At 63.6% G+C, this 21,928-nt stretch carries 29 protein-coding genes; 11 read left to right on the top strand and 18 right to left on the bottom strand.

Features of this window, described 5'->3' with window-relative positions:
- Nucleotides 1–42: 42 nt before the first annotated feature.
- Entirely contained in the window at nt 43–501 is a 459-nt protein-coding gene (locus tag NKI24_RS05195) for a GNAT family N-acetyltransferase (RefSeq protein ID WP_352453497.1), read from the bottom strand.
- A 119-nt stretch (nt 502–620) separates the two neighbouring features.
- Between NKI24_RS05195 and NKI24_RS05200 the strand changes: the two genes are divergently transcribed.
- Both NKI24_RS05200 and NKI24_RS05205 read left to right on the top strand, forming a co-directional pair.
- On the top strand, nt 621–1,070 hold the full coding sequence (locus tag NKI24_RS05200) for a hypothetical protein (protein WP_352743743.1): 450 nt from the start codon (nt 621–623) through the stop codon (nt 1,068–1,070).
- Between the two features lie 43 nt (nt 1,071–1,113).
- Nucleotides 1,114–1,500 carry a hypothetical protein gene (locus NKI24_RS05205; RefSeq protein WP_051406100.1) on the top strand — a complete coding sequence of 129 codons (387 nt, stop codon included), beginning with the start codon at nt 1,114–1,116 and terminating at the stop codon, nt 1,498–1,500.
- A 27-nt stretch (nt 1,501–1,527) separates the two neighbouring features.
- On the opposite strand, the gene NKI24_RS05210 is transcribed toward NKI24_RS05205, so the two are convergent.
- Nucleotides 1,528–1,890 carry a hypothetical protein gene (locus tag NKI24_RS05210; protein WP_352743745.1) on the bottom strand — a complete coding sequence of 121 codons (363 nt, stop codon included), beginning with the start codon at nt 1,888–1,890 and terminating at the stop codon, nt 1,528–1,530.
- A 194-nt stretch (nt 1,891–2,084) separates the two neighbouring features.
- Between NKI24_RS05210 and NKI24_RS05215 the strand changes: the two genes are divergently transcribed.
- Complete coding sequence (locus NKI24_RS05215; RefSeq protein ID WP_352638087.1) at nt 2,085–2,384, top strand: hypothetical protein; 300 nt, start codon at nt 2,085–2,087, stop codon at nt 2,382–2,384.
- A gap of 219 nt (nt 2,385–2,603) precedes the next feature.
- Here the strand turns inward: NKI24_RS05215 and NKI24_RS05220 are convergent, their stop codons facing one another.
- On the bottom strand, nt 2,604–3,299 hold the full coding sequence (locus tag NKI24_RS05220; RefSeq protein ID WP_352579488.1) for an XRE family transcriptional regulator: 696 nt from the start codon (nt 3,297–3,299) through the stop codon (nt 2,604–2,606).
- Between the two features lie 82 nt (nt 3,300–3,381).
- Here NKI24_RS05220 and NKI24_RS05225 point away from each other — a divergent pair, with 82 nt between their 5' ends.
- The 3 genes from NKI24_RS05225 (at nt 3,382) to NKI24_RS05235 (ending at nt 5,145) form a co-directional block, all read left to right on the top strand.
- On the top strand, nt 3,382–3,798 hold the full coding sequence (locus tag NKI24_RS05225) for a hypothetical protein (RefSeq protein WP_352743747.1): 417 nt from the start codon (nt 3,382–3,384) through the stop codon (nt 3,796–3,798).
- 52 nt (nt 3,799–3,850) lie between these two features.
- Nucleotides 3,851–4,474, top strand: a complete 624-nt coding sequence (locus NKI24_RS05230; RefSeq protein WP_352743749.1) for a high mobility group family protein — start codon at nt 3,851–3,853, stop codon at nt 4,472–4,474.
- A 65-nt stretch (nt 4,475–4,539) separates the two neighbouring features.
- Nucleotides 4,540–5,145, top strand: coding sequence for a DUF6456 domain-containing protein (locus NKI24_RS05235; protein ID WP_352453502.1), 606 nt, complete (start codon nt 4,540–4,542; stop codon nt 5,143–5,145).
- Between the two features lie 44 nt (nt 5,146–5,189).
- On the opposite strand, the gene NKI24_RS05240 is transcribed toward NKI24_RS05235, so the two are convergent.
- Together NKI24_RS05240 and NKI24_RS05245 are read right to left on the bottom strand one after the other, a co-directional pair.
- Nucleotides 5,190–5,495, bottom strand: a complete 306-nt coding sequence (locus NKI24_RS05240) for a hypothetical protein (RefSeq protein WP_352453503.1) — start codon at nt 5,493–5,495, stop codon at nt 5,190–5,192.
- A gap of 223 nt (nt 5,496–5,718) precedes the next feature.
- On the bottom strand, nt 5,719–6,036 hold the full coding sequence (locus NKI24_RS05245; protein ID WP_352453504.1) for a hypothetical protein: 318 nt from the start codon (nt 6,034–6,036) through the stop codon (nt 5,719–5,721).
- 221 nt (nt 6,037–6,257) lie between these two features.
- Between NKI24_RS05245 and NKI24_RS05250 the strand changes: the two genes are divergently transcribed.
- Nucleotides 6,258–6,536, top strand: coding sequence for a hypothetical protein (locus NKI24_RS05250; RefSeq protein ID WP_352453505.1), 279 nt, complete (start codon nt 6,258–6,260; stop codon nt 6,534–6,536).
- Between the two features lie 228 nt (nt 6,537–6,764).
- Here NKI24_RS05250 and NKI24_RS05255 read toward each other — a convergent pair whose 3' ends face one another.
- The 3 genes from NKI24_RS05255 to NKI24_RS05265 all read right to left on the bottom strand — a co-directional run bounded on the left by NKI24_RS05255 (nt 6,765) and on the right by NKI24_RS05265 (nt 9,830).
- A complete protein-coding gene (locus NKI24_RS05255) occupies nt 6,765–8,735 on the bottom strand; it encodes an acyltransferase family protein (RefSeq protein ID WP_352743753.1) in 1,971 nt (656 codons plus the stop codon).
- 192 nt (nt 8,736–8,927) lie between these two features.
- Complete coding sequence (locus NKI24_RS05260) at nt 8,928–9,149, bottom strand: alkylphosphonate utilization protein (protein WP_023675660.1); 222 nt, start codon at nt 9,147–9,149, stop codon at nt 8,928–8,930.
- A gap of 384 nt (nt 9,150–9,533) precedes the next feature.
- Complete coding sequence (locus NKI24_RS05265; protein ID WP_023675661.1) at nt 9,534–9,830, bottom strand: hypothetical protein; 297 nt, start codon at nt 9,828–9,830, stop codon at nt 9,534–9,536.
- Between the two features lie 260 nt (nt 9,831–10,090).
- On the opposite strand from NKI24_RS05265, the gene NKI24_RS05270 reads away from it, so the two are divergent.
- Nucleotides 10,091–12,088: an AI-2E family transporter gene (locus tag NKI24_RS05270; protein WP_352743755.1), complete on the top strand. Its 1,998-nt coding sequence runs from the start codon at nt 10,091–10,093 to the stop codon at nt 12,086–12,088.
- A gap of 124 nt (nt 12,089–12,212) precedes the next feature.
- On the opposite strand, the gene NKI24_RS05275 is transcribed toward NKI24_RS05270, so the two are convergent.
- The 9 genes from NKI24_RS05275 to NKI24_RS05315 form a co-directional block, all read right to left on the bottom strand.
- On the bottom strand, nt 12,213–13,148 hold the full coding sequence (locus tag NKI24_RS05275) for a phosphatidate cytidylyltransferase (protein WP_023675663.1): 936 nt from the start codon (nt 13,146–13,148) through the stop codon (nt 12,213–12,215).
- Nucleotides 13,149–13,170: 22 nt separating this feature from the next.
- Nucleotides 13,171–13,833, bottom strand: coding sequence for a lysophospholipid acyltransferase family protein (locus NKI24_RS05280; protein ID WP_031211476.1), 663 nt, complete (start codon nt 13,831–13,833; stop codon nt 13,171–13,173).
- Between the two features lie 8 nt (nt 13,834–13,841).
- A complete protein-coding gene (locus NKI24_RS05285; protein ID WP_352743757.1) occupies nt 13,842–14,270 on the bottom strand; it encodes a hypothetical protein in 429 nt (142 codons plus the stop codon).
- Entirely contained in the window at nt 14,267–15,610 is a 1,344-nt protein-coding gene (locus tag NKI24_RS05290) for a phosphatase PAP2/dual specificity phosphatase family protein (RefSeq protein WP_352743759.1), read from the bottom strand. The genes NKI24_RS05285 and NKI24_RS05290 overlap by 4 nt, the downstream gene beginning before the upstream one ends.
- Nucleotides 15,611–15,612: 2 nt before the next feature.
- Nucleotides 15,613–17,400, bottom strand: coding sequence for a bifunctional alpha/beta hydrolase/class I SAM-dependent methyltransferase (locus NKI24_RS05295; protein WP_352743761.1), 1,788 nt, complete (start codon nt 17,398–17,400; stop codon nt 15,613–15,615).
- Between the two features lie 26 nt (nt 17,401–17,426).
- Nucleotides 17,427–18,029, bottom strand: a complete 603-nt coding sequence (locus NKI24_RS05300; protein ID WP_352743763.1) for a CDP-alcohol phosphatidyltransferase family protein — start codon at nt 18,027–18,029, stop codon at nt 17,427–17,429.
- Nucleotides 18,030–18,135: 106 nt separating this feature from the next.
- On the bottom strand, nt 18,136–18,816 hold the full coding sequence (locus NKI24_RS05305) for a hypothetical protein (protein ID WP_352743765.1): 681 nt from the start codon (nt 18,814–18,816) through the stop codon (nt 18,136–18,138).
- 115 nt (nt 18,817–18,931) lie between these two features.
- Nucleotides 18,932–19,390, bottom strand: coding sequence for an Hsp20/alpha crystallin family protein (locus NKI24_RS05310; RefSeq protein ID WP_352743767.1), 459 nt, complete (start codon nt 19,388–19,390; stop codon nt 18,932–18,934).
- A 29-nt stretch (nt 19,391–19,419) separates the two neighbouring features.
- Nucleotides 19,420–19,896 carry an Hsp20 family protein gene (locus NKI24_RS05315; RefSeq protein ID WP_352743769.1) on the bottom strand — a complete coding sequence of 159 codons (477 nt, stop codon included), beginning with the start codon at nt 19,894–19,896 and terminating at the stop codon, nt 19,420–19,422.
- 345 nt (nt 19,897–20,241) lie between these two features.
- On the opposite strand from NKI24_RS05315, the gene NKI24_RS05320 reads away from it, so the two are divergent.
- On the top strand, nt 20,242–20,454 hold the full coding sequence (locus NKI24_RS05320) for a hypothetical protein (protein WP_245274651.1): 213 nt from the start codon (nt 20,242–20,244) through the stop codon (nt 20,452–20,454).
- Nucleotides 20,455–20,590: 136 nt separating this feature from the next.
- On the top strand, nt 20,591–20,854 hold the full coding sequence (locus tag NKI24_RS05325) for a DUF982 domain-containing protein (protein WP_352743771.1): 264 nt from the start codon (nt 20,591–20,593) through the stop codon (nt 20,852–20,854).
- A 111-nt stretch (nt 20,855–20,965) separates the two neighbouring features.
- Here the strand turns inward: NKI24_RS05325 and NKI24_RS05330 are convergent, their stop codons facing one another.
- Nucleotides 20,966–21,235, bottom strand: coding sequence for an usg protein (locus tag NKI24_RS05330; protein WP_023675672.1), 270 nt, complete (start codon nt 21,233–21,235; stop codon nt 20,966–20,968).
- Between the two features lie 338 nt (nt 21,236–21,573).
- On the opposite strand from NKI24_RS05330, the gene NKI24_RS05335 reads away from it, so the two are divergent.
- Nucleotides 21,574–21,888: a co-chaperone GroES gene (locus NKI24_RS05335; protein ID WP_352457303.1), complete on the top strand. Its 315-nt coding sequence runs from the start codon at nt 21,574–21,576 to the stop codon at nt 21,886–21,888.
- The last annotated feature ends 40 nt before the right edge of the window (nt 21,889–21,928 follow it).

The raw sequence follows: 21,928 nt of genomic DNA on the forward strand, positions 1-21,928 counted from the left end.
GCGAAGATGAGCGGTCGGCGCTGAATGCGATGAAATGCTGATCTACAGCGCCATCTTGTAGCCGAGATGACTGGCGGTGAAGCCGAGGCGCTCGTAAAAAGCGTGCGCCTCCCGTCGACCTTTGTCCGTGGTGAGCTGGACGAAGCTGCAATTGCGCGAACGGCATGTTTCAATCGCCCATTCGATCATCAGCTTGCCGACGCCGCGAGAGCGCCATTGCCGGGCGACGCGAACGCCTTCGATCTGGCCGCGCCAGGCGCCTTTTCTCGAAATGCCTGGAAGGAAGCTGAGCTGCAGCGTTCCGACCACTTGCCCGGCGTTGACGGCGACGGCCAGCAACTGGTTGGGATCGGTATCGATTGCGCTGAAGGCATCGAGGTAGGATGGCGCGAGCGGCGTGGACGGGTCTTCCCGGTTCGCGCCGAGCACGTCGTCGGCAAGCATTGCAACAATTGCCGGCAGGTCGGGCGCTTGCGCGCGACGGAATTTGATCTCGCTCATCGCGTGGAGACATACGGCGCGGATTTGGGGACGACAAGCGTGAAGGGATGCAACTTTGCCGGTCTACTGGAAAGCAGCCGTTGAAAGACCTATGACAGGCGAGATCGGGAGGCTACGAAATGGATGTTCCAGCCAGCATGAAGGCTGAATTGGCAGCCTGGAACAATGGGTCCGGCATCGATCTACAAAGCTGGGTCGGGTGCGAGGGCCGATTTGCGCTTGCTGTGGGATACAGCACCATTTTCTGGCCGAAATTCGTGACGTTCGAACGCTACGTTTTGTTGGAAGGGTTTAGCGAGGAAGGCCTGCGAAGCTTTGAACGAGACCCCAACGCCACACGACAGTCCGTGGAAGCGGTTATGAACCACCTGCACATTGCCGACATTCACGCCTTCGGCGCCGCCGACATCTCTCGCGACAAACTCGTGTTTCTCGGCTCGGTTCTCAAGGAGATTTATGAGGCAAAACTGCAATGGCAGTTTGCGAACCGAAGGTTTGTCGTCGAGTTTTTCGCTTCAGACTCCAGAGACCTGGAGGATTATCAGCTGTCTTTCTGGCAAGCAGACTAGGGCAATGGGCGAGGCGAGCAACTTAGCGAGGGTCAACCCTTCAATGCGGATCGAAATCGAGGGTGTCTCCCTGGAGACGTTGAGGGCGCTGTCGCGCGCGGACCAGGATGCGTTGCTGGCCTTCGGCCGGCCGATCTCCTTCGCCATGGGCAGCGCCACCGTCCTGGCCGAATTCAATCGCAATGGCGGCACGCTTCTGGTCAATTTTGCCCATATCGACGGCGGTGGCGAAGGCGTCCTGCTCGTCTTATGGAGGCTTGTCCGGGCCTATGCCATCGATCGGCAATTCAAGCTGATCCGTTGGAATGTCCATGCCGCCACATGCGCCACACCGAATCCCCGGCTGCAGCGTTTCCTGCGCTCCCACCACTTCGCAGAGATCGACGATGCCAGCTACGGCCGCATTTTCGCTCGCAGCCAGCAGCTTTGATCGGCTGGCTGGGCGCTCCGCTCGGGCTTACGCCGCCTCGAGCGCCCAGAGGCGATGGCCGTAGCGGCGGAAGAAGCGGGCGAAGAGGCGTTGCTGCCTGGCGCGGGCGAAGTCGGCGGTGCGCCTTTCCTGTCGCCAGCGCGGCATGTTGCGGAACATCGACAGGAAGCGGGCGGCGTCCTCGATCGCCTCCTCGGCCGACTGCGCCGGGCGGATCGCCGCCAGGAACAAAGCGCGGCTCGGCTTCATCCGGTCGATCGCCGACTTGCGCTGGCCATGGCCCTGGCGCGCCGTGCGGATGCCGTCCTGGCGGATGGCTGCGAAGGCAGCAAGCATGGCCGGGCTGTCGCCGGCATAACCGCAGGCCTGGGCGAACTGGGCGAGGTCCATCGTCACTCCCTTGCTTGCCGGCCGACGGAGCGGCCGCGGTTCTGTTGCTCGCGCCGATTTCCAGCGCTGCACGAGATAGAAGCATAACTCAAGTACCTGAACAAGTGAAACTTTCACGTTGGTGCAAGCGGAACCGACTCGACTCCGCCCCGAAAACCGATAATGATGTGAACAAAGCAGGAACAATGATGGGGATGGCTATGGCATTAGCGGGCAGGGAAGCGACGATCGCGGATGTTGTCTCGATTGCCGTCGAGTGCATCGATTGCGGCCGCAACAGGTGGTGGAAACCGGCCGAACTCAAGCGGCATGGGGTGAGGCCGGAGACACCGCTGGCCGCACTTTCGGGGCGCCTGATCTGCAAGGCCTGCCGGGCCGACGGCCTGCCGGGCGCCGCCGTCTCGATCCAGGCCGCCTTCATCGACGACCGGCAGCGGACCCGCGCCGAGGCGCGCCTGCTCAACGGTCGAGAGCTGCAGTCGAGGCGGGCTTGAGGGGGCGGGCGTGCTGCTCTTCCCTTCTCCCCTTGTGGGAGAAGGTGGCCGAGCGAAGCTCGGTCGGATGAGGGGTGTTGGACGGATCGCTACCTTGATGGCGTAAGTGCTTAAAAATCGCTTCTACATTTCCTCCGCCGCGTTCCTTCCAGCACACCTCATCCGGCTCGCGCTGTGCGCCGATCCACCTTCTCCCACAAGGGGAGAAGGCAACAAGCCTCAATACCCCAGCAATTCCTTGAGCGGGATGACGCGGAAGACGTTCTTGATGGCGTAGCGGTTGAAGGACAGCGTCTTGGGCGGGTTGTACTGCTCGACGATCAGCTCGGCGGCGGTGCGCTTGACCAGCTTCTTGATGAAGGCCTTGCCGTTTTGCTCGTTCTCCTCGGGCAGGGTCTCGATCACCACATGGTCGCCGGGCAACGCTTCGCGGCCGCCGCAATAGATCATCTCGCCGGGCTCGTAGCGCGGCACCATCGAATCGCTCAGCACGTGCAGCGCAAACACATTGCGCAGATGTCGGATCCCCGGCGGCCGCTGGACATAGCCGGCCGGCTGGCCGTTGAAGGTAAAGTCGCCATCGTCGCCGCCGACGGCGGTACCGAGAAGCTGGATGTCCATCGGCCCGGCGGGCAGGGGGCCGGGATCGGTGACGATCTCGGCATCGGCGACCGGTCCGGCATCATCGAGGAAAACGACCTCGCCCTTGCCGAGTGCCACCGGGTCGACGCGCAGGAAAGCGGCGGTCTTCAAAAGGTTCTCGGTCTTGGGCAGGTTGCGCCCGGTCTCCCAATTGCCGACGGCAGCGACGTCGGTGTCGTTGTGCTCGGCAATGTGACGCATCACCAGGCCGCGCTGCTTGCGCGCCCGGCGGATCGCCGCTCCGACCTTGATCGACAGTGCAGTTTTCGCCATGGCTCCATCTGTGGCGTAAGATTCGGTTTAGTCTATGCAAGAATCGCTTGCATTATGATTTGAGTTATGCTCTTATGTAGGCATGCACAAGTCGCTTCGCCAGCTTTCGGTCCTTGAATCCGCCGTTCAGCGCGCCGGCAGCGCTCGCCTGGAGGTGGTAGCGCAACCGATCGCCGGGGCCATGCATGTGCCAACCCTGTCCCCTTCGTCGCGGCTGTCCTCCTCCCCGGCCGGGACGATGCCCGAGGCTCGCGCCTCGGATCCGGCAGCGCAAGCGGCCGGAACGGCCGGAGCCGTTCCCCTCACGGCTCCGGCCACGAATTACCTGCCGGCCGGCAATGCGGATGCCGCGGTTTCCTGCATCCGCAGCGAAGACGGCACGGTCATCGCCTTCGACGAGCGGACGGGCAAGGCAGTGTCCGGCGCAACAAAGGCAGGCGGCCGAGATGAAGCTCGATCGCAGCAGACCACGCGAAGGCTGACCGGCTTTCGAGCCTGAGGCCGGCGAAGCCGGCGCCGCACACAACCATTTTTGCAGGGAATGAAACATCATGGCCGCCCGCTATTCCGCCTCGGAACTGGAACAAATCGAGAACTGGCTGATGAGCGGACTGTCGGCCGCGAAGATCGCCACCCGGTTGACCGCGCTGCGCGGCCGCCCGGCCTCGCGTGCAGCCATCATCGGCATCGTCCACCGCACCGCCCGTTTGCGCACCATCGGCCTTGCGAAATCCAAGGGCTGGTATGGCGGCCGGCTCGGAAATTCGGCGCCTGAGCCATCAAGCACTGCTGATCAAGCGCAGTCGGCCCCGAAGGCCGAGCCACGCTGCCGCCCGGCAAGGCTGTCGGCCAGGCTGGCGCCGCCGGCCTGGCAGCCGGGTCCGGCTCGGATCACCGGGACCGATGGCGCGCCGCTCGAAATGCCGGCACCGCGCCCGATCGCCGCCGGCGGTCGCCAGCCGCATTTCGCCGCCATGCGCTTCGTCGATTGCCTGTTCGAGCGCTGCCGCGCGCCGCTCGATACGACGCTGCAGGAGGATGCGGAAAACGACGCCCCCGGCAGCCGGCCAGGTTTGGACATGCTGTGCTGCGGAATGCGCACGAACCCATCGAAAAGCTACTGCGCCTATCACGCTGCGCGCTTCTTGCGCACGCTGCCGGCCGAAGCGATTTGAGCTCGCTGCAATGAGGCTGGAAGTTCGCCAGAGCCCGACGACCAAAACCCAGGAGGACCGAGCCGATGAGCACCAAAACCGCCCAAAAGGCCAAAGCCAGGCCACCGAGATTGCCGAAAGGCGAGGCCGAGCAGGTGCGCATCCGCAAGGAGATCGGCCATGATTTCGCACTGAAGGACGACCGGTTCGGCCGCAAGCGGCTGGCGAAGGGGACGCAGGAGGGAGCGCGCCTCTATGAGGTCTCCAATGACGGCCACACAGCGACCGGCGGCATCGTGCGGGTGCGCAACGTCGACCCGCTGAGCGGCCTCACCTCACTGTCGCGCCAGCAGCGCGAGGCGGGCATGCGCTACCGCCAGGATTTCCGCAACTCGTCCGAGGCAACCGCCAAGCCGATGGCCTGGGCCGAGCGCGTCGACGGCGGCCGCACCGGCAGCGGCGTCGCCGAACACATCCTGTCCGCCGGCCGCGACCATGCCGAGGCCACCAGGGCGCTTGTCCATTGGGAGATCGCCGGCATCGTGCAAAAGGTCTGCTGTGCCGACGCAACGGTCAAGAGCCTGGCCGAACAGGCCGGCGAGCCGCGCGACGTGGTGGTGAAATTACTCAAGATCGGGCTCGACATATTGGCCGTGCATTACGGCATGATGCTGATGCGCAAGCCGAGATGAGGAGCCCCGCCGATCCGGCCGGCACTACCGGCCGGATCGATCCGTCAACGACGGCAGACACGGATTCTTTCGATGATCCGGTGGTGATGACGCCAGTGCCTGATGACTTCGGTGTGGCAGCGCCGGTGGTGGTACCGGTAGCGCGGCCTGTAGTCCTCGTCGTAGACATCATAGCGGTAACGGGGGACGTACTCATCGTCGTAATCGGAATACCGATGGTGGCGATAATAATAGTCGTCGTCATAGCCGTTGCCGATGCCGATCGTGACGCTGCCGCCGGCATTCGCCGGGCCGATCACGGAAGCCGCCGATGCGATGGCGATCACCGAGGCAAGCAGGAGCTTCTTCATAGCTACCTCCTTCTTTAACGTCCCTCTAATAGAAAAACCCCCGAGGGGCAGCCTCGTTCCATAGATTGGCAAGATGTAACGAACGGACGAGCCCGAAGTTTAGCGCCTGCTGGCGCGAAAACGCCGCTGGCTGCGCCGGGGTCGGATCGTCGACGCAGCGTGGCCGCTCCTCTCATCAAACAGCGGCAATCGCGCGTCAGTCCCGTCTTTTGCCGACGTCTGCCTACAGAACATGGCCCAATTCCAGCAAAACGAACGCGGTCGCACCCAGCACAGCGAGGGCGTAGGCCGCATAAAGAACAAGCAGCATTACCTCAAAGTCCCGGACGAAGCTTGCGGCAATCCTGGTCTCCTTAGGCTCTGCTTTCTCGATGCGGTCGGTTTCCAACTCCTCCGTTGCCACGACGAGGCAGACAATCCTGTCGTTGTCGGCCGCCTGCAATATCCGTTCCGTCAAATCGACTGCAATCACTGGATCATCGGCCAACTGATCCCGCGATAGCCGGCTTTCAGTGACGGTCTGGATTTCACGCTTTCTCACGCACGCATAATTGCGTTGACTAAATTAGGTTCCACTAAAATAGATAGATTGCCTCGACCTGATCACGACGTGGTGAGGCGTGAGTCCAGCTGGGCGGTGAACTCCGTCTGAGGCCCCCCATTTGCCGACCGTCGGGGCGAATCTCGATCGGCGCATCCTCCGATCAAACGGCGCGGGCTTCTTTATAGGCTGCTACGGTGCGCCATTGCTGGTAGGTCGCAATGCCAAAGCCGCCAAACTCTCATATCGCGAACGCAGCGCCGACGTCTTCGGTGCCGACCGGTTATGACGAAGATCGCATGCTTACTTATATCCGGCTGCTCGACGCTTCGGCGGAAGGAACCGACTGGCGTGAGGTCGCCCGCATCGTTCTGCACATTGATCCGGAGCAGGAGCCGGAGAGGGCTTTCCGGGCGTGGGCGACACATCTGGCGCGTGCACGATGGATGACCAGGAAGCGGAACGAGTTGCGCCAATTGCATGATGAGTGGTGGGGATGAGCACTATCTAAGCGGAACTGCCGTCTCGGTCTGGCCGTTGAGGGAGGAGGCCAACATGGAAAAGCGCCCAATGACTTCTTGGCCAGCCAATACTTTCGAGCTGTGCTGCCTTCTTGCAGTTCCGCTATCGCTTATCCTCACCGTTTTACTGGCTGGTCTCATCCTTAGCTGACCCCGCATGGTTGCCTGCCGAGGGGCTGGGTCGTGATCCGATAAGTTCCGGAGCCGTTACTTTACAGCCGCCGCCATCACATCCGAAAACAGCGCCCGCTCCACTGCCGGTTCCAGCGTTTCGGCGAAGGGCGTCGCCAAGTGGTGGCGGTCGCGGAAGGCTAGTTTGCCGTCGATGAAGACATGGCAGGTGGTCTGGTCGCAAAAGCGGTCGGTCATGTCGATGTAAGCAGCGTTCGGTGTCGAGCGCACGATATCGCGCTCGATGGTGGCGATGTCGTCGTTTGCCGCCATGATCCGCGGCGTGTCGCATGTCGCGGGCGTCTGGCCCCGCCACAGCGCCCGCGCCACGCATTTGTCGGCGTAGCTTGCATTGTAGGGAACGTCCCTGATGACCGCGACCTTGATGCCGGCCTGGCTGAAGGCTTGAAGCGTCCAGGTGAGGCCCGTCCGCCACTGCGCTTGCCAATCGGCGTGCTTCAACTCCTCGGGCGATTCCTTCATCACATTGCCGATCGAGAATTCCGAGATCACCACCAGTTGCGGATGGAGCGCGATGATGTCCTTGACCGACTGCTCGCGCCACTGGTCGCATTCGGTGTAGTCGCGCTTCAGCCGCCAGTTCCAGGTCGTGACCCGCGAAGCCCGGCAGGAGGATTTGAGAAAGGTGACGACACGAAAATCGTTCTTCTCGGCCGCCTTGATCAGCGGCGTCGACCAATGGTCGGCATGCGAGTCGCCGAACAGCACGACCGAGCGCTGGGCATCCTTGCGGCCGAACATGCAGGGCTTCGGCTTGACGGTCTCGAAATCGAGCACGCAGCCGCCATTGCTCGCGCGCACGGTGGAGAGCTGCGCGGCGCTGTCGGCGATGACGTGCTGTTCGGGGCTGAGATTGTGCTCGGCAAAGCGCGCATTGCCATAGGCCGCGACCACGCCGGCGCCGGTCAGCGCGACGGCGGGCACCAGCGCCCGCGCTGCTCCGGCCATCAGCCAGCCGTTGCGGCGGATCGGATTCTCGATGAAATGATAGGTGAACATCGACAGAAACAGCGTCAGCGCCGCGCAGGCAAGGCGGTCCAGGATGGACAGACCGGGAACCACCATCGCCGCATAGACGATGACCGGCCAGTGCCAGAGATAGAGCGAATAGGACAGCCGGCCCAACCATTGCATGGGCGGCAGCGCCAGCACGGCGCTCGGCAGATTGCGGCCGCCGCTGCCGCTGAGCAGCAGCAGCACGGTGCCGGCAACAGGCGCCAGCGCATTCACCCCGGGAAACGGCGAGTCTTCGTCCAGCATCAGATAGGCCCAGGCGATCAGCGCCAGACCGAGGCCTGCCTGGAGTGTGGCCAGCAGCGGCCGGTCGCGCCAGATCTTTGCCGGCGCCATGGTCGCGAGGCCGCCGGCGGCGAATTCCCAGGCCCTGAGCGGCGAGAAATAGAAGGCCCAGGGCTGCGACACGTCCGTCAGCCAGGCGCAGGCGGCGAAGGAGGCCGCGCCGGCGACGCCGATGACGATTATAGCGGCGCGCTTGCCGGGACGCAGCCAAGCGGCGGCAAGAAGCAGCGCCGGCCATGCCAAATAGAACTGTTCCTCGACCGAGAGCGACCAGAAGTGGATGAACGGGTTGTTGGTGGCGTCGGCGGCGAAATAGTCGAACGACCAGCGGATCAGCCAAAGGTTGATCATATAGGCGGAGGCGAACATGGCGCCTTTCGAATAAAGCGCCTGTTCCTCCGGCGACAGGATGAAATAACCAGCAAACATCGTGGCGAGGATGACGAACAGTGCCGCCGGCAACAGGCGCCGGGCGCGCCGGGCGTAGAAGCGCCAGAGGTTCAGCCGCCCGGTCTCGGTGATTTCCGTAACCAGGTGACGGGTGATCAGATAGCCGGAGATGACGAAGAAGATGTCGACGCCGGCAAAGCCGCCGGGCAGGCCGGACAGACCAAAATGGAAGGCGATAACACCCGCCACCGCCAGCGCGCGCAGCCCTTCGATGTCAGGCCGAAATGATGCCGACACAATCACCTCATGCAAGGAATGCCCACCTCGCAGAGGCTCGACCCGATGCGACGATATTGCAATGCAACAAATCTAACGCAGTGCAACATAGGGGGAGGGCGCGGCTCCTCAAGTTCCTCGCGTGGGCGATTCACTCACATGAGCGATTCGAGAGCGACTGATATGGAAGCGAAGCGAAGGATGCCGAGGCGATCACGCCTTTTTCAAAAACTCGGTCTTCAGCACCAGGCCCTTCACCTGCCTGGTGCTGCATTCGATCTCGCCGGGATTGCCGGTGAGGCGAATATTCTTCACCAGCGTGCCGCGCTTGATCGTCTCCGACGTGCCTTTGACCTTGAGATCCTTGATCAGGGTCACGGAGTCGCCCTCGTGCAGCGCCGTGCCATTGCTGTCTCTTATGATCGCGTCGGTCATGGCAGGTCTTTCGTGGGACTCCGATGCGGAGGTGGTTGGCTCATTACCCGGCCTATCCCACGGTTGGCAGCGAGGTCAAGCGTGCCGGGGGCAGCGTGCCGGTAATCAAGCGTGCCGGCCGCTAATGCCAGGCGGACGGCCGACCGGAAAACCCGGATTGTGAGCAGACTGGGACCCCCTGGGCGGTAGTGGCATTGCCGCTTCGCGACATGCGCTCCGGCCAAGCCATGCCAATGGCGCCACGGCAATCGAAGTCGTGGCCTTTTACGCGGATATTCCGGCACGAGTTCAAATAGATGAGCGCCCGCCCGTGCGGACAGGAAGGTCGCACAGTGACAGACCTGCCCGCCCTTTCGCTTGGGGCGTTATTTCAATTGGCAACGATCACTTGTTGGCGCCACCGAGCTGGTTGGCCATCTTGCAGAAGTCGGCATGCATCGTGGCAATGCCTGCGTCGCTGCATTCCTTCAACATCATGGCCCGGTCGCTCGTGGACATGGCCATCCATGCCGCCTTGAATTCGGCTTCCGACTTCATGGTCTTCATGCCGGCGTCGGTGAAGAAGGGGTTCATTTTCTGCGGATCGTCGAGCGCCGAAGTGCCAGTGGCACCGGCGGCAAGCGCTGCGCCGGTCATCATCGAAAGCGCCATCGCGCCCATGCAAAGCGTCTTGATGTTCATGATCATTCCTCCTGAGCTGCTGCTTTGAGGTTGTCCATCAGCGATCTACGAAGGAACGGTGTTTTGATCCAAAAGTTCCACGTTCTGGCGCAGACATGGAACAGGATTGCCCGTGACGTCATTAATGCAAAAAATTCTACCATGACTGAATTTGCGGCGCTGCCGACCAGGGCAATCGGCGTCCAGCTGGGTGAGACGCTGCGAAGTTGCACGCCGGCTCAATATGCCCGATCATGGCGACGGCGGGGCGGAGGTATCAAGTGGCGGCAAATCGTCGAAACGACGCGCACCTGTCGGAGCCCCGGCGGGCGGGCATTGTTTCCGCGGCCAGGGCGCTTCCGCGCACATCGTTGCCCAGCGTAGCGTCGGTCGTGACGGCCGTCGCGGCGCTCTATTTCGGGCGCGAGGTCTTTCTGCCGATCGCAATCGCGCTGCTGCTTACCTTTGCGCTCGTGCCCATGGTGTCGGCACTCAAGCGAGCCGGCATTCCGCGTCTTCCTGCCGTGATCGCCAGTGTGCTCGGCGCATTCACGGTGCTGGCTCTGTTCTCCTTCATCGTCGCCACGCAGGTCAGTGAACTGGCGCAGAACATTCCGCTTTACCAGGCGAATATCCTGACCAAGGTCCGGTCGCTCAAGGAAACCGGCGTCGGCGGCGGCATCGTTTCCAGATTGAGCCGGGTGATCGAACGCGTCGGCCAGGAGCTCGACAGACCCGAACCCGCACAACCCGCCGCCGATCAGCCTCCGCGGGAACCGATCCCGGTCGAAATCGTCGCGCGCGAACGACCGCTCGAGGTTCTCCAGAATCTGATCGGCCCGCTGCTGAGCCCGCTGGCATCGGCCGGACTGATCGTCGTGGTCGTCATATTCATGCTGCTCGAGCGGGAGGACCTGCGCGATCGTTTCATACGCCTCGTCGGCTACGGCGATCTGCACCGAACCACCGAGGCGCTGCAGGATGCCGGCAAGCGCGTCGGCCGCTATCTGCTCATGCAACTGGTCGTGAACATCGTCTATGCCGTCCCGATTGCCATCGGACTTTGGCTGCTGGGCATACCCAATCCATTGCTGTGGGGCTTGCTGGCGCTGGCGCTGCGCTTCGTTCCCTATATCGGCCCGGTCATCGCGACGCTGTTGCCTCTGTTCCTGGCGCTGGCCGTGGCGCCCGGCTGGTCGCTCGTGCTATGGACCGCAGGGCTTTTCGTCGTGGTGGAACTGATCACCGGCAACGTGATCGAACCTTGGCTCTACGGCTCGCGCACTGGGCTGTCGCCATTGGCCATCATCGTTGCGGCGATCTTCTGGACCTGGCTTTGGGGGCCATTGGGCCTGGTTCTGTCGACGCCGCTCACGGTCTGCCTCGTCGTGCTCGGCCGGCATGTGCCGCAGTTCGAATTCCTCGACGTTCTGTTCGGCAACGAACCCGTGCTCGAACCGCACGCCCGGCTTTACCAGCGGCTGTTGGCCGGCGATCCCGAGGAAGCGACGGACCATGCCGAGGAGATGCTGGAGGAAGAATATCTGGTCGAGTTCTACGACAAGGTCGCGATTCCCGCACTTCTGCTCGGCGAGCAGGACCGGGTGCGTGGTGTGTTGAGCGATGAGCAAAGACAGCAGGTCGCGGGCAGCGCGCTGACGATGGTGGCGAACCTCGACGACAGCGCGCAGGAGGAGGCGGAAGCGGACGACACGGCCGCGGCCGAGGACAACGGCTCACGCGAGGACAAGCACGTTCCGGGGGAGGTTCAGGGCGAGGAAGACACCGAACTGCCGGGTGGCACGGGCATGTCGGTGCTGTGCGGCGGAGGGCGCGGCGAACTCGACGACGCGGCTGCCGCCATGCTGGCGCAGGTGCTCGAAGTCCAGGGCGCTACGGTGTTGAGAGCGAGCTTCGCCGAGATGGAACCGGGGAGCATTCGCCGCCTTGAGCTCGACGCCGTCGATACTGTCGTCGTCGGATTTTTGAACCGGGATTCCGTCAAGCACGGGCGGTTCCTGGTCCGTCGGCTGAAACGAGCCAAACCAAGGTTGCGAGTGGGCATCGTGTTGTGGTCGGAAGCCGACAGCGACAACCAGGAGGCAGATGCCAGATTGGCCAACGAGATCAACGCCGATTTCGTCGCACATGGCATGGTAGGCGCGGTGCTCGGTGCGTTGTCCAGCGCTCCGCCGGTGGCGCTGAAGACCACCGCCAAACGCCGCATGCGCCGCCTGACGCCAGCACGCAAGAAAGAGCCGCTCGCCGCGGCAAAATGAGCGCGGCGAAGACTGCGGCAGGTCGGGTTATTACAGCTTTCACGAAAGTGGTAATAACGAAACGGATCAGGTTATCTTCGCAAGGTCGCGCTGAACCGTCCGCCGCGGCAAACGGCGCCAACCTTCATACAGTCCAGAAATAGCGCACCGTATGGAAGAAGACCGGGGCGGCGAAGACCAGGCTGTCGGCACGGTCCATCATGCCGCCATGGCCTTCGATCAGATGGCCCCAGTCCTTGACGCCTTGATCGCGCTTGATGGCGGAGGCGACCAGCCCGCCAAGGAAGCCCATCAGGCAGGCGATGAAGGCGACGCCGGCTGCCTGCAGCGGCGAGAACGGCGTCAGGAACGACAGCAGCGCGCCGAGCAGGCTCGATGCCGCCAGCCCGCCGACCAGCCCCTCCCAAGTCTTCGACGGCGAGACCGTCGGCGCCAGGAGATGCCGGCCGAACAGCTTGCCGAAAATATATTGCAGCACGTCGCTGCCTTGCACGGTGATGATCAGGAAAGCGATCAGCAACAGGTTGCGGCCTTCGAAGCCTGGCACCTCGAGCGTCAGCAGCGCCGGCACGTGGCTGACGCAGTAGACCGAAATCATCACCGCCCATTGCTGCGCCGAGACGCGCTCGAGAAAACGTTCGGTGTCGCCGTGCAGCGCGGTGATCGCCGGCATCAGCAGGAAGCAGTAGACCGGGATGAAGATGGTGAACAGGCCGTACCAGGCGGTCCACACCAACCAGTACTGGAACGGGATGACGATGCCGAACATGCCGAGCAGCACCCAGTGGTCGCTGCGGCGGCTGTGCGTCAGCGTCACGAATTCGCGCAACGCGGCGAACGAAATCAGCGCGAACAGGATGGTCATGCCGGGGCGGCCGAAGAAGAAGGCGACGGTGATCGCCACCACCATCACCCACCAGGCATTGATGCGCTGGGTTAGGTTGACCAGCGTCGGCGACAACGGCTTTGGCGCGCGCCATGACAAGACGCCGGCGACGACGCTGGCACTGATCAGCACCGCCAGCAGGCCGACAATCAGAATGAGGGTTTCGTGCATCATCGGCAGCATTTTGCCTTGGTCCTCAATCGTCTCGCTGCGGCCGGGGGTTCAGCGCCAGCAGCGTTTCGCGGGCGCGGTCGAGAAAGGCGCGGCGTTCCTCACCCGGTTGAATGGCGATCGGCGCGCCGAAGACGACACGGCAAAGCAGCGGCACCGGCACGAATTGGCCCTTGGGCAGCACCCGCGACATGTTCTCGATCCAGCACGGGATGAGTTCGACATCGGGCCGCGCCATCGACAGATTGTAGAGGCCGGAGCGGAACGGCAGCAGCGGTTCGTCGGTCATGTTGCGCGTGCCTTCGGGGAACAGGATCAGCGAATGGCCCTGGTCGAGCACCGACAGCATGATCGAGATCGGGTGCTGCGTTTCATCCGTCCACTGCCGGTGGATCAGCACGGAAGACAGCATGTCCTCGGCAATGAAACGGCGCAGCCGCGTCTTGCTCCAATAATCGGCGGCCGCCACCGCATGGGTACGGGCGCGCTCCTTCTCGCTGAGGCAGGCCGACAGCAGGATGAAATCGCCGTGGCTGGCATGGTTGGCGAAGTAGATACGCTGCCGGTCCGATGGCTGGCTGCCGTTCCAGATCGGCCGCACTCCGGTGACCACCCAGGCCAGTGCCGACAGGCCGACCGAGGTCACCGTCTGCAGCAGGGTATAGGTGCTGACGCGAAGCTTTGTCATGGACGGGCTCAAAAGAATGCCGCGACGACCGAGGCCGCCGCGAACAGGCCAAATGCGATACGCTGCTTGGCGAGCAGACGGCGCGTGCCGGCCATCCGCTGGTCGAGCGAGCGGCCGCCGGCCGCCGTGGGTTTCAGCCGCATGCGCGCCAGCACGTCGTCGATCGCCGCACCGCCGCCTGCTTCGCTGGCGTGGCTGGCCATCAGCCGGAACAGCAGCGCGTCGAACAAAAGCAGGGCCGAGAGAATAATTGTGGCTATGGCACCCGCGGCGGCGATCAGCCAGGCCGCCGCGGACAGCGACGATGTTTGCGGCGCAGCCGCCAGGCCGATGACCGGCGCCGCCAGCGAGGCAGCAGCAATCAACAGCAGCGGCCATGCCACCTGCACAATCAGCCCGGCGGCGAACGTCTCGGCCTTGTCTCGAAAGGCGGTCATGTCGCCGCGTCCATGCCAAGATGCACAGGCCGGCCCGCGGCGGCGAGCTGGCCTCGCGCCTGATCCGGCGTGGCGGCCCGGCCGCTGGCGACCAGCCATTCGGCGACGACGGCGGCGCTGCGTTGGAAGCCGAGCGCACAGCAGACCAGCACCGTGCCCTGGCTCTGCGCCGTCTCGATCGCCGCCACCGCTTGCGCACGCGCCTCGCGAGACGGCGGCAAAAGGTCGACCATGGGCAGGCTCAACCAGTGGATCGAGGCGCGACGCGGCCTTTCCAATTCGCCGGCAAGGTCGATCACCGTGCCGAAGGCGTCGGCCTCGGCGGCGGTCGGAAAACGGCCAAGGCAAACACCGTCGGCAATGACGATCTGCGCCGGAAGCTTTCGCGTCCATGCCCACACATTGACGTTGGCGGCAACCCGGTAGGGCCACAGCAGAAGACGGCTGGCCAGCGACACGCGGCCATCGGCTGTTTTCTGGAACACCTTGGCGCCGGCGCCGGCATAGGCGAAAGCGACTATGGCCAGCGCCAGTGCCGGCCACAACAGGATGAGCCACAGCGCCGAGACCAATGCGCCGGCAGCGGCGCCGGCCAGCGCAAGGGTTGCGCCGAGCGCATAGAACAGCGCCAGCCGCCGCGCCTTCGGATCAGTGCTCAGGCGGAAGCCGGTGAACGGCAGCTCGCCGTCGCGCGGAAACAGCCACAGCGCGAAAAGGCCGAGCAGCGCGCCGGTCGGAATGTCGATGAAATGGTGCTGCCACGTCGTCAGCACCGAGGCGCCGATCAGGAAACACCAGACATGCCAGGCGACGCCGGCGATGCCGGTCAATCTGTGACGCCAATGGTCCCAGATGATGACCAGCAGCGCGATATGCAGCGACGGCGCCTGATTGAAGGGTTTGTCGAAGCCGCCGAGCACGGCGAACATGAAGCCGGGCAGGCCGCTCGTCTGCGGGCGCACGAACGTCGCGGTCAGGGGGAACAGGATGAAGCAGGCGATGGCGACGATCTGTGCCGTCAGATAGCGGCCGGCAAGGCGGTCGACGCCGCTCTTCGAATTGTTCAACAGCAGCGACAAGCCGTAGAACAGGTTGATCGACCAGTAGGGCGCGATCGTCCAGGCCAGGAACGGGATGCCGCGCTCCCAGCCAAAGACGATGCTGCCGACATCGTCGCGCCGCGACGCCAGCCAGTTGGCGAAGCCGTAGGTGGCGTAGAAGAACGGCGCCAGAAATGCCAGCCACAATGCGGCGCGCAGGACTATCCCGGGATACGGCTCGCGCGGCAAGGCCGGCAGGGCAGGGGCATCGCGAGGTAAGGCAGAGGCAGGCAAGTCCATGCTCAGACGCGCCGCGCGACCGAAACGGTGAAGATGCCCCACTGGTCGATGCGCTGATCGAGCTTCTCGAAGCCGGCGGCCGCCACCAGCTGGTCCATCTCGGCCTGCGTGCGGCGGCGCATCACCCAGGCCTGGCCGCCGCGGTGCGAGGTCAGGCTGCGCGCGATCATCTCGAGCTGCGGATGCCAAGGCTGGTTGGTGTAGACGAGCAGGCTTCCGGGCTGCATGGCGCTGGCCAGTCCACCGAGCGAGCGGGCGATCATGGCATTGTCGGAAAACAATTCGTAGAGCCCCGAGACGATGGCGAGATCCGGCGCCGGGTCGAGCCCGGCCAGCATCGTGGCGTCGAAGGCGTCACCTTGATGGAACGAGACGGTCGCCGGCAGCTTGCGCTCGGCCATCAGCTTGCGGCCGAGCGAGACGTTGAGCTCGGAGAAATCCTGCAGCCGCACCCTTGCCGGCGGCGCGGCGCATTTCTGCACGGCATCGAGCACGTAGCGGCCATGGCCGGCGGCGATATCGACGATATGGACCGGCCGGCCGGCGGCCTTGAGCGAGGCGGCGGCGCTGCCGATCAGCTCTTCCAGATGCAGCTTGCGCTGGCGGATGCCGCGCCAGCCGATGGCATCGAGAAAGGTGCGGTCGATCATGCGGCCAATGGGGCTGATGCCGCGCGCCTCGTTCTCGTAGACGTAGTCGAGCGTCGAGCCGGAATCGAAGCCGGTGGCAATCCCCGTCTTCATGCCGGACGACAGCCAGGCGCCCATGCGGATCGAAGCGCGACTGATTGTCCAGTAGAGCCCCCTGGGAGACAGCAGCGGCAGCGGCGAGGCCAGCCGGTCGGCCTCGTCGCGCGTGTAGCCGGCACGGTCGGCCCAGGTCAGGTCGACCGGCTCTTCCGGCGCCGCGAACTGCTTTTCGAGGAAGGGCCTGATCAGGTCGAGTGCCTTGTGGCGGTCGCGCTCGCCCAGCGTGTCGTGGGAGAAGCCGGGCAGCACGTGCCGCTCCTTGGCCGGGCTCGCCAGATTGACGAAAAACTCGTGCTGCGGTCCATGCCGCACCACCCAGTCGCTGCCGGAGATCAGAAGCTGTGTCGGCACGGTGATGGCGCGGGCGTCGGCGACGATGCGCGCGGCATGGTCGTAGAGCTCGACCAGGATGTTGGAGGCGATCGGCCGGGTGATCAGCGGGTCGGCGTCGAAGGAGGCGATGCGCTCGGGGTCATGCGTCAGGAATTTCGCCTTGACGTAGGAATTGACGAAGAAGCGGCCCTTCAGCTTCTGCCACAACGCAATGCCTTGCTTGGCGAAGGGCACGTAGAGCTTGACCGAGAAGGCCGGCGAGGCCAGCACCAGGGCGCGAATGTCGGGCGCATAGTCATGCACCCAGGCGGCGGCAAGCACGGCGCCGAAGGATTGCGCGATCAGCGCGATGTCGCGCCGGGCAAAGCCGTCGCTGCCGATCTCGCGCACAAAACAATCGATGTCGCGCACCAGCGCGGCAAACGACGGCGCATAGCCGCGTTCGCCGGCGGAGCGGCCATTGCCGCGCGCGTCCCACGCATAGAAGGCGTGGTCGGGCATCTGGAGCTCGTCGACCAGATGCGCCATGCGGCCGCCATGCTCGTGGCCGCGGTGGAACAGCAGGATGGCGCCCTTGCGATTTTCCGACAGCGCCGGCCAATAGCGGTAAAAGATCTCGGTGCCGTCGTGGCTCTTGAAGCTGCGCTCCTGCGCCATCCGCTCGATGTTGGCAGGACCCACTGCGGCAACCGTCTGTTGGTGAAGCATGTTGTTCTCCCTGGCGAGACCGGAATTCAGCTGCCGCTCCCGTTAAGGCCGCTGCGTATCCGGTTGATGGCGGTCGCCAGCGAGAGTGTAGCCATGGCCGGAAACACGAGCGGCGTGAGCGCCGGGACCCACAGGCCGGACGCGATAAGCACGGCGAGGATGCCGAGCGCCAGCGCCCGGTCGCTTTTGCCGAACGGGCCGGCATAGTTGCGCCCGGTTCCCGCGGCGATGCCGAGCGCGCCGGCGAACTCCGTGATCATAGCCGCGATCGCACATGCAACGACGCCCCAGACAGGAAAAATGACGGCAAAGGCCAGGATCAAAGCGAGATCGGAGACAACATCGCAGAGCTCGTTGAGATACATGCCGAGCTTCGAGGCCTGGCCATGTTCCCTCGCGAGCATACCGTCGATCGCATTCAGCGCCATTCGCGTAAACAGCACGAGTGGCATCAGCAGAAAGACCACGCGGTGGCCGGCAAGGGCTGCCACCACAAGGCCGGTGGCGAGCGAGAGGGCAGCGGCCAGCAACGTGATCTGGTTGGCGGTGACGCCGGCTCTGGCCAGTCCGTCGGCAAGCGGCCGCAACCTGGCCTGGAAGGCCGGTTTCAGCGCATAAAGCGTCGGCATGTGCGAACCCCCCGGCCGCGGTGCAAAGTGATGTTGGCGAGGATGGTCAATTGGCGCGCAAGACGCAAGGGCGGCGCCCACCACTTTCCGCAAACTTGCCGGACGGCTATGTCCTCGCTTTGACCGTGTCGCCCGGGAACCGTGCGGGCAAGCTTTCTTCGGCCGCCGCCCAGGCGCGACTATGGTAACGCCGCAGGATGAGAATGCATGCGGCGAAGACCAGCAGCCCGCAAATCACGCCGGGCGTCATGCCCCCGCCAAACGCAGACTTTACAACGATGCCGGTGAAGACGCCGGCAATGGCGCCATTGATCGTGCCCACCATCCCCGCGGTGGTCATGAAATATTGCAGCGGCGAGGGTCTGAGGCCCTTGTCGACCAGCACCGCCGAGGGGTCGTCATGCGTGGAATTGACGAGGTATCTTTGCAGGACGGGCGCCAGCTCGACGAAATAGTGGCGGATCCTGGCCATGCCGCGGGCATGCACCATGTCCTCGATGGCAACCTGCACCGCGCGCACGAAGGTAACCAGGCCGATGAAGAAAAGGCAAGGCAGCAAGATCAGGCTGAACAACACGAACGGCCTGCCCATCTCCGTGACCTGCGCGACGAAGGACAAGGCAATCGTTGCGCTCGAGACCGAGGTCAGGAACAGATCGGCTCGCTGGTTCGCTTCCTGAATGGTCGCCGCGCGGGCATTTTGCAGCACGAAATGCTCGGTCGTCAGGCACTGCAGGGCCTGCTGCGCTTGATCTGGCGGTACCGGAACGTCGGGAGAACGGGTCATCGAAATTTGCCCCCTTCTGTCAGCCGCAACCGGCGGACAGAAGGGGGCGACGTCCTGCGAGCTGTCAGGTTTTGCCGATGGCGATGCGCTTGGCCTTGGCCGGGGCGGGCTCGGTCTAGGGCAGGGTCACGCTGAGCACGCCGTTCCGGAACGCGGCGTTCACTCTGTCTTCGTCGACTTCGTAGCCGAGCGGGATACGCCGCTCGAAACGGCCATAGAAGCGTTCGGAGAACTGCCTGTCCTTGTCCTCGGTCTCTTCGCGCTTCTCGCCGCGCAGCGTCAGCACGCCGTCATCGAGCAGCAGCTCGACGTCCTTCGCGTCCATGCCGGGGATTTCGGCGGTGACGCGGATCTCCTTTTCGCCATCGGCGATTTCGACACTCGGCCAGCTGACGCGGGCAGCGGAGAAGCTACCGAGCGACGGCAGCCGCGTGTCGAAGCCGCGGAACGCCTCATCGAACAAGCGGTTCATTTCGCGATGCAGCGTCAGGAACGGATCGCGATCGCCGTTGCGGAACAGGCTGGGGGCCTGATTGTTCTCCCGGCCCCACGGAATGAGATCACGAATAGCCATTGCATAGTCTCCTTTCTCGACTGGTGCATTCAGGCAGCCTGCTTGTTTGCTTCGCCCTGCGCGACCTTCGGCCCTGTCTTCGGCGAGGCGACATCGGTCGCGATGGCGATGCGCCGAGGCTTCATCTCCTCGGGCACCTCACGTACCAGATCGATGCTGAGCAGGCCGTTGTCGAGCGAGGCGCCTGCGACCTTGACGTGATCGGCAAGCTCGAAACGGCGGGTAAAGGGCCGTGTGGCGAGGCCATGATGCAGATACTCCGCGTTGTCCGGCTCCTTGTGCTGGCCGGAGACAATCAGGAGGTTGGGTTCATGGGTGATTTCGAGGTCGTCCTCGGAAAGACCGGCGACGGCGATGGTGACGCGGTAGTTGTTCTCGCCGCTGCGCGCGATGTCATAGGGCGGCCAGGCGTCGAAAGCCTGCGGAGCATTTTCCAGCAGGTTGAAGACGCGGTCGAAGCCGATGCTCGACCGATAGAGCGGGGAAAAGTCGAATGCGGTTCTCATAGCTACATCCTCCATCGAGCAACATAGATACGAGGGGCGCCAAAGAGCTGGCGCTCCCTGGTTCCGCCGGCCCCATTTCGGCGACCGGTGCCTTCGATTTGGTTATTGTCCGCCGCAAGTCAAGACCCGGTGGCTCTCGCGTTGCCGGTTTTTCGGGCCGGTTTTCGGTCGGCTCGGCGAGGCTGCCAATCTCGCCACAAGTGGGGAGATGTCCGGCAGGAGATTGCCTGTTCGGTTTCAATTGCCAACGCTGACTTCCCCGGCCGGTTATTGTCTGCAGCAGGTCAAGACCCAGATTTCTTGTGTTGCCGGGCCCGTTCCCGGCACTCGCAGATGGAGCTGACCATGACACGCGACGAGATCATTTCTGTGCTGGGCCCGGTCGACGAAGCCGTGATCGCCGACATTGCGGCGACGGACGGGACGGTCCAGGAATTGCGCGAGGCCCTGGCCTGGATCGCCGCCGACGAGGCGCTGGTGAACGAGGGCCGACCGCTGCCGACGGCAAGAGTAGCGACGCTGATCGAACTGCTGCAAGGGCCGGACGAGGAGGAATAACCGGCTGTCGCCGCGATGCTCTTGAACCGCGCAGAGAGACGAACCATGTCCTTCAGCGCCCCGCCCGGCCGCCGGTGCCGCCAGCATAACGTTGCTTGCTCAAACAAGAAGACGATCAGAAAACAAGGAGGAGGTGATGGACGACGTCCGCTTCGCCGAGCCGATCACGTTGAAATTCCAATCCAGCGAGCGCAAGGTCGCCAGTAGTTGGGAAGCCATCGAATGCATGCGTCAGCATTGGCCGGACCGTGCACGCGGCCGGAGTTGGCGCGCCGCCTATCGGACCTGCCGCGACGCGCTCGACGGCTGGCGCACCGCGCGTGATGCGCGCAAGGCCTTCGTCAGGGCGGCGCGCAACGCCGGATTGCTCGCCCGCAAGCCTGTCGACCACGCCGGCTAGCCCGGACCCCCTCCGATATTGTGAGATCCAAAATAAATGGGGAGAGGGCAACTACCTATCCCCCACCTCGAGAGACTTTGTCCGCTGTCTAGCGGCAGATCGGCTTGCTCCTCAGTGGACGGTGATAATGCCGTTTACGGCCCGCCATTCGGAGGGCTGGATCAGGTGATGATGGGCGACGCGCACCGAATGCAGCGGGCCTTCGATCTCGCGCTCCCAGAAATCGAGGAAATGCTTCAGCGTCGGGAAATCGGGGGCAATATCGTATTCCTGCCAGATGTAGAGCTGCAGAAGGCTTCGATGATCGGGCAGGCGGTAGTGGATCTCCGCCGTGGTGAGGCCAAACCCTTGCATCTGGAGCTGAAAGTCCCTGCTGATCATGCAATCCTTCCTTTCCCAATGAACCTCCGTCTGCAAAACGCCTCGCCTTCCACATAGGTTCCAGCCGCCGCAAGCGGCTCAGGAGACGGACAGATTTGGAAATCCGGCCGGGTCATCGCGCCGGAAACGGCGAATGTGCTAACAATTACAGCGTATTGGCACTCTCAGGCGTCGAGTGCTAAAATTTTTGCATGATCCTCTTGAAAGCTGAAAAAAGCGCGACTAGTTCGTATGCGCGCGATGCCTGATGAAGGGGTCGCGCACCCCGTGCCGGGCCGATATTGCCGGTCCGGTCAGGAGGATGTTCGAAAATCTGTTTGTCCCGAGAGGAGAACGACATGGCGTTCCGTCCATTGCATGACCGCATCCTGGTCCGCCGCATCGAGGTCGACGAAAAGACCGCGGGCGGCATCATCATCCCCGACACCGCCAAGGAGAAGCCGCAGGAGGGCGAGGTCATCGCCGCCGGCCCCGGCGCGCGCGACGACAGCGGCCAGTTGCAGCCGCTCGACGTCAAGGTCGGCGACCGCATTCTGTTCGGCAAATGGTCCGGCACCGAGATCAAACTCAATGGCGAGGATCTGCTCATCATGAAAGAGAGCGACGTGCTGGGTGTGATCGAAGCCACGGGCGAGATGAAGAAGGCTGCCTGAGGGGGCCTGAACAAGCATTCCAGTCAACGAAAAGCTGCCT

It is taken from the genome of Mesorhizobium sp. M0701, assembly GCF_040320365.1.
Classification (GTDB): Bacteria; Pseudomonadota; Alphaproteobacteria; order Rhizobiales; family Rhizobiaceae; genus Mesorhizobium.